This window comes from Pseudomonas sp. GM48 (assembly GCF_000282335.1).
Taxonomy (GTDB): Bacteria; Pseudomonadota; Gammaproteobacteria; order Pseudomonadales; family Pseudomonadaceae; genus Aquipseudomonas.
In genome coordinates this window covers 1-13,996 of the sequence record NZ_AKJM01000027.1, presented here as the reverse complement: position 1 = coordinate 13,996, position 13,996 = coordinate 1, and the positions used below count along the sequence as shown (strand labels likewise).

Here is a 13,996-nt window from a genome sequence, read left to right as displayed (position 1 = left end):
ACTGGATGTTCGTCATCCGCAGAATTTGTGTCCGGCATCAATCAACTGTGGGAGCGGGCTTGCTCGCGATGGCGGTGGATCAGTCGACACCTGCTTGACTGACACTACGTATTCGCGAGCAAGCCCGCTCCCACACTGGATGTTCGTCATCCGCAGGGTTTGTGTTCGACATCAATCAACTGTGGGAGCGGGCTTGCTCGCGAAAGCGGTGGATCAGTCGACACATGCTTGACTGACACTACGCATTCGCGAGCAAGTTCGCTCCCACACTGGATCTTTGTCATCCGCAGGATTTGTGTTCGGCATCAATCAACTGTGGGAGCGGGCTTGCTCGCGAAAGCGGTGGATTAGTCGACACCTGTATTGACTGACACTCCGCATTCGCGAGCAAGCCTGCTCCCACCAGTTTCCGGTGTTACTGATCGGACTTGATACTGGTCCACACCCGGGTACGGACCCGCTCAAGCTTCTGCGGCAATGGCTGTACGACGTAGAGCGTCTTCAATGCCTCGCTGGTCGGTGTCAGGTCCGGGTTGCCGGTGATGTCCTTGTCGATCAGTGCCAGCGAGTCCCTGTTGGCATTCGGGTAACCGAGGAAGTCGCTGATCGGCGCGATCACTTTCGGGTCCATCAGGTTGTTGAGGAATTCATGGGCCTCGGCGACGTTCTTCGCGCTTTTCGGGATGGCGAAGGTGTCGAACCAGATCGGCGCGCCTTCTTTCGGCAGGCGCCAGTCGACGACCACGCCGTTGCCCGCCTCTTTGGCGCGGTTGCCGAATTGATAGAAGCTGCCGGAGTAACCGATGGCCACGCAGATATCGCCGTTGGCGATGTCAGTCATGTACTTGGCGGAGTTGAAGTAGGTGACGTAAGGGCGAACCTTGAGCATCAACGCCTTGGCTTTTTCGTAGTCATCCGGGTTCTGGCTGTTCGGGTCCAGCCCCAGGTAATGCAGGGCCAACGGCAGAATCTCCGAGGGTGAGTCGAGCATGGCTACGCCACAGGCCTTGAGCTTCTCCATGTTCTCGGGCTTGAACACCAGGTCCCAGCTGTCCACCGGCGCATTCTCGCCCAGCGCTGCCTTGACCTTGGCCGGGTTAAAGCCGATCAGCACGGTGCCATACATGTAGGGCATGCCGTACTGGTTGCCCGGGTCGTTCTTGTCCAGCAGCTTGAGCAGCGCCGGATCCTGGTGCGACCAGTTCGGCAGTTTGGACTTGTCGAGCTTCTGGAACACGCCCGCCTTGATCTGGGTTTCGATGAACTGGTTGGAGGGCACCACGAGGTCGTAGCCCGAGTTGCCGGTGAGCAGCTTGGCTTCCAGGGACTCGTTGGTGTCGAAGGTGTCCCAGGTCACCTTGATCCCGGTGTCCCTGGCAAAATCCTTGGGCACGGACGGCAGGATGTAGTCCGCCCAGTTGTACACCCGCAATTCGCGCGGTTCGGCGTGCACCGCGCTGGCCAGCAGCGACAGTCCGCAAACGGTGGCGCCCAGCATGCGTTTCATTGAGTCCATGGATCTTTTCCCCAAGTGTGGCGTGAGTTCGATGGTTTTTATGTTCTGTACACGGCAGCAGCCTTGAAAATAGCCAAGGGCAAGGAAGTGGAGATTCTGGTTGTGGTTTCACCTTGGATTGCTGACTCGGCAACCCGCGTCTGATTCTTGCTGACAGCGTGGTCGGTTCACAGCGTGAGGCAGGCCAAAAGGAGATCGAAACGGCCAAAATACGTGTCCGCATTGATTAGCGTTGCGGAGGCTTTACACCGACGGTTAGTCCAAACAGCCGATGAATAACCGCGATTGAGTGAGCAATAACGGCGGGCATAAAATCGCCGCGTGTCCTGATCAGGAGACGCGGCTTATTTTTATGGAACCAGAATCAACGTTCGGGTCAGGTCACAGGGTACTGTTGCCTGGCATGCAATACGGTCAGGATTTCGACGTCCTCTATCACTTGATAGACCACCACGTAATTCGGATGGACAACCATCTCCCGAGTCTTGGGCAATCGACCTGGCCTGAAACCATGGGGCATGGAGGATAGCCCCTCCGTAGCAGTCACAATCGTGCGGTGCAACGATGCAGCGGAGGCGGGACTGTATTGCTCGATGTAATCGATGATCTCGGTCAACGCATCAACAGCCTGAAGTTTCCACTTAACGAGCCGCACGACGAGCTTTGCGCTTGTCTTCCAACCTCTGCTCGACTAAAGCCATGGCTTCGTCGTGCGGAATACTTGGGCGCGGATCGTCCAGCGAAGCCTGGACTTTGGCTCGGAACCACCGGTCATGGCTGGCGGCTTGCTCTTCTGTTTCGAACTCGGAATCGATCGGGGAAAGATGGGCGCTCATAGTGATCTCCATGATCATTGCGTACCAGTCTAATGGGTCGGTGGTTTGTTGTCGTCGCGGTCCGGATAAAGGACATCCTTGCCCGGTGTCGGGTTAACGACTCCACACAAGTCAAAGCGTAAACGTCCAGCTTCCGACGGCCAACCCTAAAAACACGTCAGACAATTCCTCGGACTTCCTATGAATTCAACCGTTCGAGGACTACCGCCCAGCCTGACGGTTACAACAACGACAACGTGTAATTGATGATCAGCCGATTCTGATCCACATTGCGCCCAGCATCAGTGTTGGACTTGGCGTTGCGCAAGGTGAACCCCAGCCCTTTGAACGTGCCCGACTGCAACACGTAGTCCAGGGTCATGTCGCGTTCCCACTCGGACTGATCACTGGTGTTTTGCGCCTTGATGTCCGTACCCTTCAAATACACGATCGAGGCTTTCAGCCCCGGCATGCCCAAGGGCGCGAAGTCGTAGCTGTATTGCCCGAAATTCGTCTGTTCTCCGGCCCGGGCAAAGTTCTGGATCATCTTGTCGGTGGGCAGGTAGACACTGCCGCCGCCCGCCCCTTTGTCCACCAGGCTGCCCTGATTGGGCTGGACGAAGTTGCTGCCATCGCCCACGCGCTGATGTCCCACCGTCACCGCGTGCCCACCCTGGGTATAGGTGAGCGTCGCAGACCAGGTGCTGTTGTCTATTTCACCGTCGTTGTCGTCGGTGTAACCCGATACCCGATAGCCTTGCGCGCGGCCGGAAGCAGAGCTGTTGGCACCGCTCGACGTGGTACGGAAATAACGCAGGTCGGTGATCAGTGAGCTCGCGCTGTCGATGGACAGGATGTGCGTCAGGCCAAGGAAGTTCTGGTTGTAGAAATCTTCCAGCTGCGCGAAGTAATACTGGGTTTTCAGATTCCTGGTGAGGTTGTAGTCAGCACCGGCGTAGTAGAACTTGTTGCTGTCCTGAGTGCTGCCGGCGACCGACAAGCCTGTGCGGTCCGTCGAGGCGCGCCCTACCGCATGCTCAAGTACACCGCTGGTCAACGTCAGGCCATCGATGTCGTTCGAAGTAATCTGCGCACCGGTAAACGATTGCGGCAACACACGCGCATCGTTCGCCAGGAGGATCGGCAACTTGGGCAGCAAGGTGCCGTAGCGAAATTCAGTCCTGGCAAGGCGCATCTTCGCCGTAGGACCGAAACTGCTCCAGGCGTCGGCAGCGCCGTCGCCGTCCGAAGGAATCATGCCACTACCAACGTGGCGCCCTGCCCCGCTGTCCAGTGTGATGCCGAGCAGCGCCTGGGCATCGAGCCCGAACCCCACCGAGCCTTGTGTGAACCCCGACTCATAGCGCAGCAAGAACCCCTGGGCTGCCTCCTCGGTTTTCGAAGGGGCCGCGGCGCCGTCGCGGTTATCGCTGTTGAAGTACAGGGTGCGCATCGAAAGACTGGCTTTGCTGTCCTCCAGAAATCCGTGGGCGACAGAGTCTGCGGCCTGTGCGCCCATCGAACTGGTGACCAGCAGGACGGCGGCGGGGATGGCTCGTTTGAACATGCGGTGCTCCTGGGTGTTTCTTATCGTTATTTGAAGGTTTAACTGCCAGTCAGAACCCGATTGCCGCCCACGAGAGCGCTCTCAATACGAGTGCGCAATCAAGCACGCCCGCTGAGCGACAGGAGCAGCAGAAGTTCGAAGTGAGGGATGACTGAATGGCGCGTGAAACTCTTAAAACATTTCGAGACGTTATTATCAAACGAGGTGAAAGTAGTTTTCGTGGAGGGATAAGGCTTGTCGCGCAGGGGTATGGACGATCACAGTTTTTGAATATCAGTACGGCGGATTTTCACCATACTGACATCATTGGCGGTGTGCAGTGGCTGCCTGTATGTCCCAACAAGAGCAATGACCCATGAACGATCAAATCGAACTGTACGGCGCGAACACCGGTAATACGCTACGGGCTGCCATTGCTCTTGAGGAGGCCGGTATTGCTTACTCGCCACGCTGGTTGGACCTGCATGCGCGTGAGCAACTGGACCCGGCATATCTGACGCTGAACCCGGCCGGGAAAGTGCCGACCCTGATCGATCACGGGATGACGCCGGCGCTGGTCATCAACCAGTCCAACGCCATTATCCACTACGCCGAGGCCAAAGCACCCGGACGGCTGGCACCGGCGCAACCCGGACCTGAGCGCATCCGGGTGATTGACCGCTATTTCTTTTTCGTGACCGATGTCATCGCCCCCAGCCATGCTGCGTTTTTTCTGCACCAGGCGGGGCAGGACAAGGCGGCGGCGATCATCGATCTGCGGGTGATCGAGCAGCTCACCTACGCGGAAAGCTTTCTGACAGACGACTTCATGGCCGGACAGCAGTTCTCCATGGCCGACATTTCGGCGTTCACCATCGTCACGGCGTTCCGTGATCGACTGGACTGGAAACAGCTTCCTCAGCTGTCGCGCTGGTTCGACACCGTTGAATCCAGACCGTCGATACAGCGCGCCCGGGCGGCGTTCCAGAATCGCTGAACAATCACCGCAAACAAAAATGCCCGGCGACGCGCCGGGCATTTTCAGACAAACACGAACGGTTTTGCCTCAGTCGGTGTAACCGAGTTTCGCCGAACGGATTTCCGGAGCCTGCTCCCGCGTGGCCAGGCAGAAATACAACGGACAGGTCACCACCAGTCCAACCAGCCATGACAGGTCCGCGCCCTCGACCAGATTGGCGTATGGCCCGACGTACAGCGAAGTATTGGCGAACGGCAGTTGCACGATGATGCCGATGAAGTAGGCAATGATCGCATGCAGGTTGAAACGACCGTAGATGCCGCCGTCAGCGCGGAAGATCGACGCGATGTCGTAGCGGCCACGCTTGATCAGGTAGAAGTCGATCAGGTTGATCGACGCCCACGGCACCAGCACCAGCAACAGCGCCAGAATCAGGCCGATGAACTGCGAAATGAAATTCGCCGAAGCACCCAGCGCCACCACGCAGCAACCCGCCAGCACGATGCTCGACAACACAACGCGCACTTTGATGCTGGGCGTCCATTGGCTGGCGAAGGTCTGGATAGAAGTGATGATCGACAGCACCGCGCCATACAGATTCAAGGCGTTGTGGCTGATGATGTTGAGCAGGAACAACACCATCAGGATCGGCCCCAGCCAACCGGTGGACTGCTTGACCGCCACCATTGCCTCGGTGCCTTCCGGGGTTGCCAGTACTGCAACGGCGCCGAAGGTAAAGGACAGGATCGTGCCCAGGGTCGCACCCAGATAGGTGGCAAAGAACGGCCGGGTGATGCCGATATCCGCCGGCAGGTAGCGCGAGTAGTCCGACACATACGGCGAGAAGCTGATTTGCCAGATGATGCCCAGCGACACCGTGGCCAGCCAGCCGGACAGGTTGAACCCACCGCGAGTGAAGAAGTCCGCCGGCAAGTCATGGGCGAAGATATAGAGGAAACCGGCGAGCAAGGCACTGCCCATCACCCAGGTGCCGATGCGGTTGAGGGTGTGGATGAAACGGTAGCCAATCACGCCGATGGCGGTGGCACTGAGGGCACCGATGAGAATGCTGGCCGGCACCGGAACCGACGGCGCAATGCCGACAATCGATTTGCCTGCCAGCACGATGTTGGAAATGAAGAACCCGATGTAGATCAACGCCGCGAAGAACACGATCAGCAGCGCGCCATAGCGGCCGAACTGACCACGGCTCTGCACCATCTGCGGAATGCCCATGCATGGCCCCTGGGCCGACGCCAGCGCAATCACCACGCCGCCGACCATGTGCCCGAGCGCAATCGCCAGCAAACCCCAGAACAGGTTGAGGTGGAACACCTGGACCACCATCGCGCCGGTGACGATGGGCAGTGGCGCAATGTTGGTGCTGAACCACAGGGTGAAAAGATCGCGGGCCTTCCCGTGGCGCTCTGCGAGTGGAACGTAGTCGACCGTGTGGTTCTCGATCAACGGATCTTGCCGGGACATCTGGGACATGTGCATGAACTCGAGTTTGTCTGTTCTTATCTTTGTATGAAGCCAAACCGGGGGGACTCTTTGGTCACCCCTCAGATGCCAACCATATTATGGTATTCCAAGCTTTAAACAAGACTGATCCGGTCTTTGAACAAGCATCTGAGCCGCTATCCTGCCCGATTCACGCCAAACCTGGCTAGCTGAAAGCCCCGTAATCATTGAGTTCCCGACGAAAGCCGTACGTTTATCGGGTCACCTAAAAAGACCTTGCAATCGATGTATTACGGTATACCATCAGACCTACAAACACATAAAAACCGCGTCACACCCGCCGAGGACCGTCCAATGATCGATGCCGCCATCTACAAACAAGTCATGGGTTCGTTCCCCTCCGGAGTGACCGTGATCACCACCCTGGATGACGACGGGCAAATCGTCGGCCTGACCGCCAGCGCCTTCAGCTCGCTGTCGATGGACCCGGCCCTGGTGCTGTTCTGCCCGAACTACAGCTCCGATTCCTACCCGGTCCTGATCAAAAACAAACGTTTTGCCATCCATGTGCTTTCCGGCGGCCAGCAAAGCGAGGCCTATGCCTTCGCGCGCAAAGGCAAGGACAAGGCCCAGGGGATCGAGTGGACGCTCAGCGAGTTGGGCAACCCGATTCTGGCTAACGCCACGGCGGTCATCGAATGCGAGTTGTGGCGCGAATATGAAGGCGGCGACCACGCCATCATGGTCGGCGCGGTGAAAAATCTGATCGTGCCTCGGCAGAGCAGCGGGCCACTGGTGTATTGCCACGGCAAGATGGGCGCCCTGCCCGCGCTGGCCTGAACCCTCTGATATCACCGCATCCCCCTGTGGGAGCGGGCTTGCTCGCGAAAGCGAACTTCCAGGCGGCATATGTGTTGACTGACACTCCGTCTTCGCGAGCAAGCCCGCTCCCACACTGGTTAGCGTTAGCCGCGAAGAGAAGTCATTTGCGGAAAATATGTATTATGGTATACCAATAGACAGCGAACCCGCAGTCGACGGGCCAATAACAATAGATCCGAGGTAAGCGTCATGAAGTTTTCCCTGTTCGTACACATGGAACGTTGGGACGAAAGCGTCAGCCACCGCCAGTTGTTCGAAGACCTGACCGAACTGACGCTGATGGCCGAGGCCGGTGGTTTCAGCACCGTGTGGATCGGTGAGCACCACTCCATGGAATACACCATCTCGCCAAGCCCGATGCCGCTGCTGGCTTACCTCGCGGGCAAGACCACCACCATTCACCTGGGCGCCGGCACCATCATCGCGCCGTTCTGGCATCCGCTGCGGGTGGCGGGTGAATGCGCATTGCTCGACGTGATCAGCAACGGGCGCATGGAAGTCGGTTTGGCGCGTGGCGCCTACCAGATTGAATTCGACCGCATGGCCGGTGGCATGCCAGCGTCCTCCGGCGGCCAGGCGTTGCGGGAAATGGTTCCGGTGGTGCGTGCACTGTGGAACGGCGACTACGCCCATGACGGCGACATCTGGAAGTTCCCGACCTCCACCAGCGTGCCCAAGCCGATCCAGCAGCCGAACCCGCCGATGTGGATCGCCGCCCGCGACCCGGACTCGCACAACTTCGCCGTGGCCAATGGCTGCAACGTGATGGTCACGCCGCTGATGAAAGGCGACGAAGAAGTCCTCGACCTGAAGAACAAATTCCAGGCCGCGCTGGACAACAACCCGGGCGTGCCGCGCCCGCAACTGATGGTGCTGCGTCACACCCACGTGCACACCGCCGACGATCCGCAAGGCTGGGAAGTCGGGGCCAAGGCGATCTCGAAGTTCTACCGCACCTTCGATGCCTGGTTCGGCAACAAGACCACGCCGGTCAACGGTTTCCTCGCGCCGAGCCCGGAAGAGAAATTCGCCGGCCGCCCTGAGTTCGAACTGGAGAGCCTGCACAAGACCGCCATGATCGGCACCCCGGAAGAAATCATTCCGCGCATCAAGTACTACCAGGAACTGGGGGTCGACGAGTTCAGCTTCTGGTGCGATAACAGCCTGCCCCACGCGGAGAAGAAAAAATCCCTGGAGCTGTTTATCAAGCATGTGGTGCCAGCGTTTCGCTGAGTGCGCCGCCCTGCGACATCAACTGTAGGAGCGAGCTCGCTCGCGATGGACGCCAACGATAACGCGGGCCATCTGAATGACCGCGTTGTCCAGAGTTTTTCGCGAGCAAGCTCGCTCCTACAGGTACGCATTTGTCCTGTGGGAGCAAGCGCGCCCCCACAAGAGTCGATTTCCATGATCACTGGTCGTCTCCCATCACTCGCCCTTCCCTCCGGCGCCGCGCGGGCTTACCTGCGCGGTGAATGGACCGCTTCGCACCTGCATTTCAAGCGCCTGCGCGCCAGCGTTTCGGCCAAGCAGAACGGCTTCTGGCAAATAGTTCACTGAGCCCACCCGAACAGCCAATCACGCCCCTCGCGTCTCGCCATTGCATGGCGCGTGCGGTGCATCGTGTTTCGCCTTTGATCAGGTTTGCCCAATGAACAATAACAGCGCGCTGTTGATCATCGACATGCAACAGGAGGACGGTTTCGTCCTCGAAAACTTCGCCACGGTAGTCGCCCATACCGCTGCCCTGCTCACGACTGCCCGTCGCCAGCGGATGCCTGTCATCTATACCCGCCACATCAATCAGGCCGACGGCAGTGGCCTGCCCCACGGCGAACCGCTGGCCGTCGACGGTGGCCCCGGCAGTTACCGCGCCGGCACCCGGCAAGTGGAAATCATCGAGTCGCTGACGCCGCAGCCCGGTGAATTGATCATCGACAAGGGCCGTTACAGTGCCTTTCACCGCACCGACCTCGACGCCCGACTCAAGGCTCTGGAAGTCGACACGCTGATCATCTGTGGCGTGTTGACCGACGTCTGCGTACTGACCAGCGTGTTCGATGCCTTCGCCCTGGGCTATCGCGTGCGCCTGGTCAGCGATGCCTGCACCACAACCACCGAGGCCGGGCACTATTCGGCCCTGCTGATCATGGCCAACTGGGTCTACTCGCTGGAAATCCTCACCACAACCGAATGCCAGCGTGCCCTGGAGCAGCGCGACTACCTGAGCCTGATCCCCGAACGTCCAGACCTGTTTGCCCACCAGCCCCATGAGCTGCCCGGCACCATCGCCCGTCTGCAATCCCGTCTCGTCCGGACTCAGGAGTGATCGCCATGCAAGTCGAAAAAAGAAGTATCGATTTCATCCCCGAAACCGAACGCCACGGCAAGCCGGGCTCGCTGTTCTATATCTGGTTCGGCGCCAACATGAACATCACCACCATCGCGTCCGGTGTGTTGCCGGTGGTGATGGGGCTCAACCTGTTCTGGAGTGCGCTGGCGATCATCATCGGTTCGTTGCTGGGGGCGATTTTCATGGCCTCCCACTCGGCACAGGGACCGAAGCTGGGGATTCCGCAAATGATCCAGAGCCGGGCGCAATTCGGCGTGCTGGGGGCGGTGTTGCCGCTGCTGTTCGTGATGCTGATTTACCTGGGCTTCTTCGTCAGCAACACGTTGCTCGCGGCCCAGGCGCTGGAGTCCGTCAGCCCACTGCCAATGTCGGGCAACATCTACCTGATCGGCGCGTTGTGCTTCGTCGTCGCCCTCTATGGCTATCGGTTGATTCATCGCTTGCAGAAGCTGCTGTCGATCCTGTCGCTGGTGGTGTTCGTGGCCGCCACAATGCTCGCCTTGCAGTTGCCGATCCCGGCCGAACAATGGCTGCCAACCGGCTTCTCGTTGTCGAAATTCCTGGTGGCGGTGAGCATTGCCGTGACCTGGCAGCTGTCCTACGCGCCTTACGTCGCCGACTACTCGCGCTATCTGCCGAGCAGCACGCCGACCGCCCAGGTGTTCTGGTACAGCTACGCCGGCACGGTCAGCGGCGGCGCGTGGATGATGATTCTCGGGGCGATTCTGAGCGTCGGCATCGGCGACTTTTCCAGCAACGTCGGCGGGCATGTCGCCGGTTTGTTCGGCGCTGGCGCGGTGCTGCTGTTCGCCTTCATCGTCTACGGCCAGGTGTCGATCAACGTGTTCAACCTGTACGGCGCGTTCATGTCGACCATCACCGTGATCGAACCTTTCGCCCGACTCAAGGTGACCCCGCGGGTGCGCGGTGTGTTCATGCTGCTGATCAGCCTGGTGGCCACGGCCCTGTGCACCATCAGTCAGGACGACTTCATCAACTTCTTCCTGAACTTCATCTTCTTCATGAGCTACTTTCTGATCCCGTGGACGGCGATCAATCTGGTGGACTACTACTGCCTGCGCAAAGGCCAATACCGGATTGACGACATCTTCGACCTGAATGGGATCTACGGGCGGGTCAACCGGGTTGCCTGCGGCAGTTTCCTGTTGGCGATTGCCCTGGAAATTCCGTTCATGAACACCACGCTGTACGTCGGCCCGGTGGCCACGGCGCTGGACGGGGTGGATCTGGCATGGATCGTCGGGTTGCTGGTGCCTGCGCTGAGTTATTACTGGCTGATGAAGCGGCGCACACACCCTGTGGCGAGGGAGCTTGCTCCCGTAGGGTCGCGAAGCGAACCCAATTGACGCATGACAGTATGAATTCCGATTTTTAGGGCCGCTACGCAGCCCAACGGGAGCAAGCTCCCTCGCCACTAATGGCAATCAACAAAAATCAGGCAAAAAAAATCCCAGGCAGCTGATGGACGCCTGGGATTTAAAAATGCATAAACCGTGGTGGTGAACGCGGCGCGGATATTACGGAATATTTCACCCTGTAACAAGATATTTTTATTCACTATCCAGTTACTAAATGTTCTAAGCCCTTATATATCCACATATTTTCTAAGGACGACTACAAGAACCAGCGATACTCCCGCGCGCTAATGTCATGCAGAAATGCCAGATGATCCTGACGTTTGTTTTCGCAGTAGACGTCCACGAACTCCGCCCCCAAGCCTTCGCGCAGATGTGAGTGACTTTGCATGGACTGCACCGCTTCGAGCATTTCCAACGGAAAATCGATGCCACTGCTGCGGTCTTCGTTGAGCGGTGCAATCGGCTCGCGCTCCCCTTCCAGACCTTGCTCCAACCCCACCAGAATCGCCGCCAGTACCAGATACGGGTTGGCATCGGCGCCTGCCAGGCGATGTTCGATACGCAGGTTTTTAACGTCCGAGTCCGGTACGCGCAGGCAAGCATCGCGATCCTCAAAGCCCCAACTGGCGCGGGACGCGACGTTCACGGTGCCGCTCAAACGGCGCAAAGCGTTGTGGTTCGGGGCAAAAATCGGCATGCAATGCGGCAACACATCCAGGCAACCGGCCACCGCATGACGCAGCGCCCGCTGGCCGTTCGCCGCCAGCAGATTGTTGCCGGCCTGGTCATACAGGCTGACATGCACGTGCATGCCACTGCCGGGGTGTTGCAAGTAGGGTTTGGCCATGAAACTGGCGCGATAGTTGTGCTTGAGCGCCACGCCCCGGGTGCTTCGACAGAACAGGGCCGCCCAGTCGGCGGCGCGCAGGCCGTCATCGCAATGACCGAAGTTGATTTCGAACTGACCCGGGCCGAGCTCGGCGGTGATCACTGTGGCATCGATACCTTGCGCTCGCGCCGTCTCGACCATTTCATCGAGCACCGGGGCGAATCGCGACAAGCGCTCGATGTGCATGTTCGGCTGATCATCGGTATCGCCAGTCAACTCATCACGGGGGAACTGCGGCAAGCCATCCTTCAAGCGGCTGTCGAACAGGTAAAACTCCAGCTCGAAAGCCACCACCGGGAAAATACCCTTGCGATGGAGCCGGTCCAGCACCTGCGCCAACACTTCGCGAGGTTCGAATTCGATGGGCTTTTCCGTGCCGTCGGAGGTGATCAGCATCTGGCCCAACGGCTGCTTTTCCCAGTTCACCCGTTTCAACGTGCCAGGCACCAGGCGACGGGGTGCATCCGGGTCACCGTCGTTGAAGCAGTAATCACCGATCTTGAACAACCCGCCCTGAGTGCCGAGCAGCACGCAGTTCTGCGGCAGCTTGAGCACACTGCCGGCAGCCACTTTTTCGAGCATTTCGATCGGGTAGCGCTTGCCGTAGAAGTGCCCCGGAATGTCCAGGGAGATCAGGTCGACATAACGCACTTCAGGGTTGCAGTGGCGGAAGTTGCGAACCTCGGCCAGCAGATCAGAGCACACAGCATCCATCGTTTTGTTCCTTGTTGTTATCAGGTGTAAACCCAAAGCACGCGGGTCAGTTGGTCGGACAGGTTGCCGTAGCGGCAGTGCGCATGGCTGGCCAGTTGAAAGCTGTCGCCGGGACGCAGGGTCACCGGTTCGTTGTCATCGAGCCACAGGGTCAACTCCCCTTCCAGGACATAACCACCCTGCTCGGAACTGTCCTTCATGTGCCGGTCGCCGCTGCTGGCGCCGGGCTCAAGCTGGCTTTCGAGCATCGAAAAGGACGCACGCATTTTTGGCGAAACGAGGATGTCGGTAATGCCATCGGCGTAGTACAGCGTGCGGCGCTCGTCCGGGCGGGTGACCCAGGACAACGCCATGGGTTTGGGCAGGCTGTAGAAATAGGTGGTCGGCACCCCCAGGGTTTCGCTGATGGCGGTCAAGTCCGCCACCGTCGGACGCGACAGACCGCGCTCGACCTGGGACAGAAAACCGACCGAGCGACCGATTTTGTCCGCCAGTTCCTTCAGGGTGTATTTTTTGTGTTTGCGCAGGTCCTGGATCAGGATCGCCAGCGCCGATATTTCTTCTTGCATGTCCATCCAGAGGCTTCCTGAAAGTGTCGCTTCAAATACTGTCGCGCAGTCGATACCAGGCTTTGCCGATGGCTTCCAGCGGCGCGGCCAGGTATTTTCCACCGGGAAAACTGCCGTTGTTCAGGCCCTGGTACAGGGACAGTTCGTCGGGCTGACCGAGTATCGCGTCGGACACCGCCCGCGCCGCGGCCAGTGTCGGCAGCACGCCATGCCCCGAATACCCCTGCATCCAGTACAGATCGCCACGCCGTCCGATATCCGGCGTGCGCTTGAGGGTCAGGTCGATGTGTCCGCCCCAGGCAAACTCCAGCTCGACGCCCGTGAGTTGCGGGAACACGCGCTCCAGGAACGGCCGGGTCGCTGCGGCGATGTCCTTGGGCATTCCGCCCAGGTAAGTGCAACCGCCGCCGAACAGCAGGCGGTTATCCGGGGTGCGGCGGAAATAATCGAGCACGAACTGGTTGTCGGTCACGCATACGTTGCTCGGCAGCAGCGCAGTGGCTTGCTCCTTCGTCAGCGGCGCGGTCGCGACCTGATACGTGCCGACCGGTAACACGCAACTCGCCAGTTGCGGGTCGAGCCGATCGAGGTAGGCGTTGCACGCCAGCACCAGCACATCGGCGCGAATACGACCGCGTTCGGTCGTCACCACAAACCCGTCGCCCTCCTCGCCATAACTCAACGCCTTGCTTTGCTCGTAGATACGGCCGCCAGCCCGCTCAATTGCATCCGCGAGGCCGAGGGCCAGTTTCAGCGGGTTCAAATGCCCGCCCTCGGGATCGAACAAGCCAGCCTGATAACGCTCGCTGGCAACCCAATCCGGCAACTGTTGCCGTGGGATGAATTGCAGTTTGTCGTGGCCCCATTTGTGGCTGGGGTCGTGCTGCCAC

Annotated in this window: 14 protein-coding genes; 6 read left to right on the top strand and 8 right to left on the bottom strand. The window is 59.1% G+C overall.

Annotation, left to right across the window (positions count from 1 at the left end; translation table 11 throughout):
* Positions 1 to 415: 415 nt before the first annotated feature.
* The 4 genes from PMI28_RS25240 to PMI28_RS25250 form a co-directional block, all read right to left on the bottom strand.
* Positions 416 to 1,516 (bottom strand): polyamine ABC transporter substrate-binding protein, encoded by a 1,101-nt coding sequence (locus PMI28_RS25240; RefSeq protein ID WP_007982510.1) that lies wholly within the window; start codon positions 1,514 to 1,516, stop codon positions 416 to 418.
* Between the two features lie 376 nt (positions 1,517 to 1,892).
* Positions 1,893 to 2,171 (bottom strand): type II toxin-antitoxin system RelE/ParE family toxin, encoded by a 279-nt coding sequence (locus tag PMI28_RS0128285; RefSeq protein ID WP_033063086.1) that lies wholly within the window; start codon positions 2,169 to 2,171, stop codon positions 1,893 to 1,895.
* On the bottom strand, positions 2,158 to 2,352 hold the full coding sequence (relB, locus tag PMI28_RS25245; RefSeq protein ID WP_007982509.1) for a type II toxin-antitoxin system RelB family antitoxin: 195 nt from the start codon (positions 2,350 to 2,352) through the stop codon (positions 2,158 to 2,160). The genes PMI28_RS0128285 and relB overlap by 14 nt, the downstream gene beginning before the upstream one ends.
* Before the next feature lie 220 nt (positions 2,353 to 2,572).
* Positions 2,573 to 3,898, bottom strand: a complete 1,326-nt coding sequence (locus tag PMI28_RS25250; RefSeq protein WP_007982508.1) for an OprD family porin — start codon at positions 3,896 to 3,898, stop codon at positions 2,573 to 2,575.
* Positions 3,899 to 4,253: 355 nt separating this feature from the next.
* On the opposite strand from PMI28_RS25250, the gene PMI28_RS25255 reads away from it, so the two are divergent.
* Positions 4,254 to 4,874: a glutathione S-transferase family protein gene (locus PMI28_RS25255; RefSeq protein ID WP_007982507.1), complete on the top strand. Its 621-nt coding sequence runs from the start codon at positions 4,254 to 4,256 to the stop codon at positions 4,872 to 4,874.
* 69 nt (positions 4,875 to 4,943) lie between these two features.
* On the opposite strand, the gene PMI28_RS25260 is transcribed toward PMI28_RS25255, so the two are convergent.
* The gene (locus PMI28_RS25260) at positions 4,944 to 6,350 is read right to left on the bottom strand and encodes a purine-cytosine permease family protein (RefSeq protein ID WP_007982506.1); all 1,407 of its coding nucleotides are present in this window, start codon (positions 6,348 to 6,350) and stop codon (positions 4,944 to 4,946) included.
* A gap of 324 nt (positions 6,351 to 6,674) precedes the next feature.
* Here PMI28_RS25260 and PMI28_RS25265 point away from each other — a divergent pair, with 324 nt between their 5' ends.
* From PMI28_RS25265 to PMI28_RS25285, 5 genes are all read left to right on the top strand, one after another.
* The gene (locus tag PMI28_RS25265; protein WP_007982505.1) at positions 6,675 to 7,160 is read left to right on the top strand and encodes a flavin reductase family protein; all 486 of its coding nucleotides are present in this window, start codon (positions 6,675 to 6,677) and stop codon (positions 7,158 to 7,160) included.
* A 231-nt stretch (positions 7,161 to 7,391) separates the two neighbouring features.
* On the top strand, positions 7,392 to 8,435 hold the full coding sequence (locus PMI28_RS25270; protein ID WP_007982502.1) for an LLM class flavin-dependent oxidoreductase: 1,044 nt from the start codon (positions 7,392 to 7,394) through the stop codon (positions 8,433 to 8,435).
* A gap of 174 nt (positions 8,436 to 8,609) precedes the next feature.
* Entirely contained in the window at positions 8,610 to 8,762 is a 153-nt protein-coding gene (locus PMI28_RS30720; RefSeq protein WP_165824815.1) for a hypothetical protein, read from the top strand.
* 91 nt (positions 8,763 to 8,853) lie between these two features.
* Positions 8,854 to 9,531, top strand: a complete 678-nt coding sequence (locus PMI28_RS25280; RefSeq protein ID WP_007982499.1) for an isochorismatase family cysteine hydrolase — start codon at positions 8,854 to 8,856, stop codon at positions 9,529 to 9,531.
* 5 nt (positions 9,532 to 9,536) lie between these two features.
* Positions 9,537 to 10,922, top strand: a complete 1,386-nt coding sequence (locus PMI28_RS25285) for a purine-cytosine permease family protein (RefSeq protein WP_007982497.1) — start codon at positions 9,537 to 9,539, stop codon at positions 10,920 to 10,922.
* 268 nt (positions 10,923 to 11,190) lie between these two features.
* Here PMI28_RS25285 and PMI28_RS25290 read toward each other — a convergent pair whose 3' ends face one another.
* The 3 genes from PMI28_RS25290 to PMI28_RS25300 all read right to left on the bottom strand — a co-directional run.
* Positions 11,191 to 12,537, bottom strand: coding sequence for a glutamine synthetase family protein (locus PMI28_RS25290; RefSeq protein WP_007982495.1), 1,347 nt, complete (start codon positions 12,535 to 12,537; stop codon positions 11,191 to 11,193).
* Positions 12,538 to 12,557: 20 nt separating this feature from the next.
* Entirely contained in the window at positions 12,558 to 13,112 is a 555-nt protein-coding gene (locus tag PMI28_RS25295; protein WP_007982493.1) for a helix-turn-helix domain-containing protein, read from the bottom strand.
* A gap of 25 nt (positions 13,113 to 13,137) precedes the next feature.
* A partial coding sequence (locus tag PMI28_RS25300) for an NAD(P)/FAD-dependent oxidoreductase (RefSeq protein WP_007982490.1) occupies positions 13,138 to 13,996 on the bottom strand: 859 nt, incomplete at its 5' end.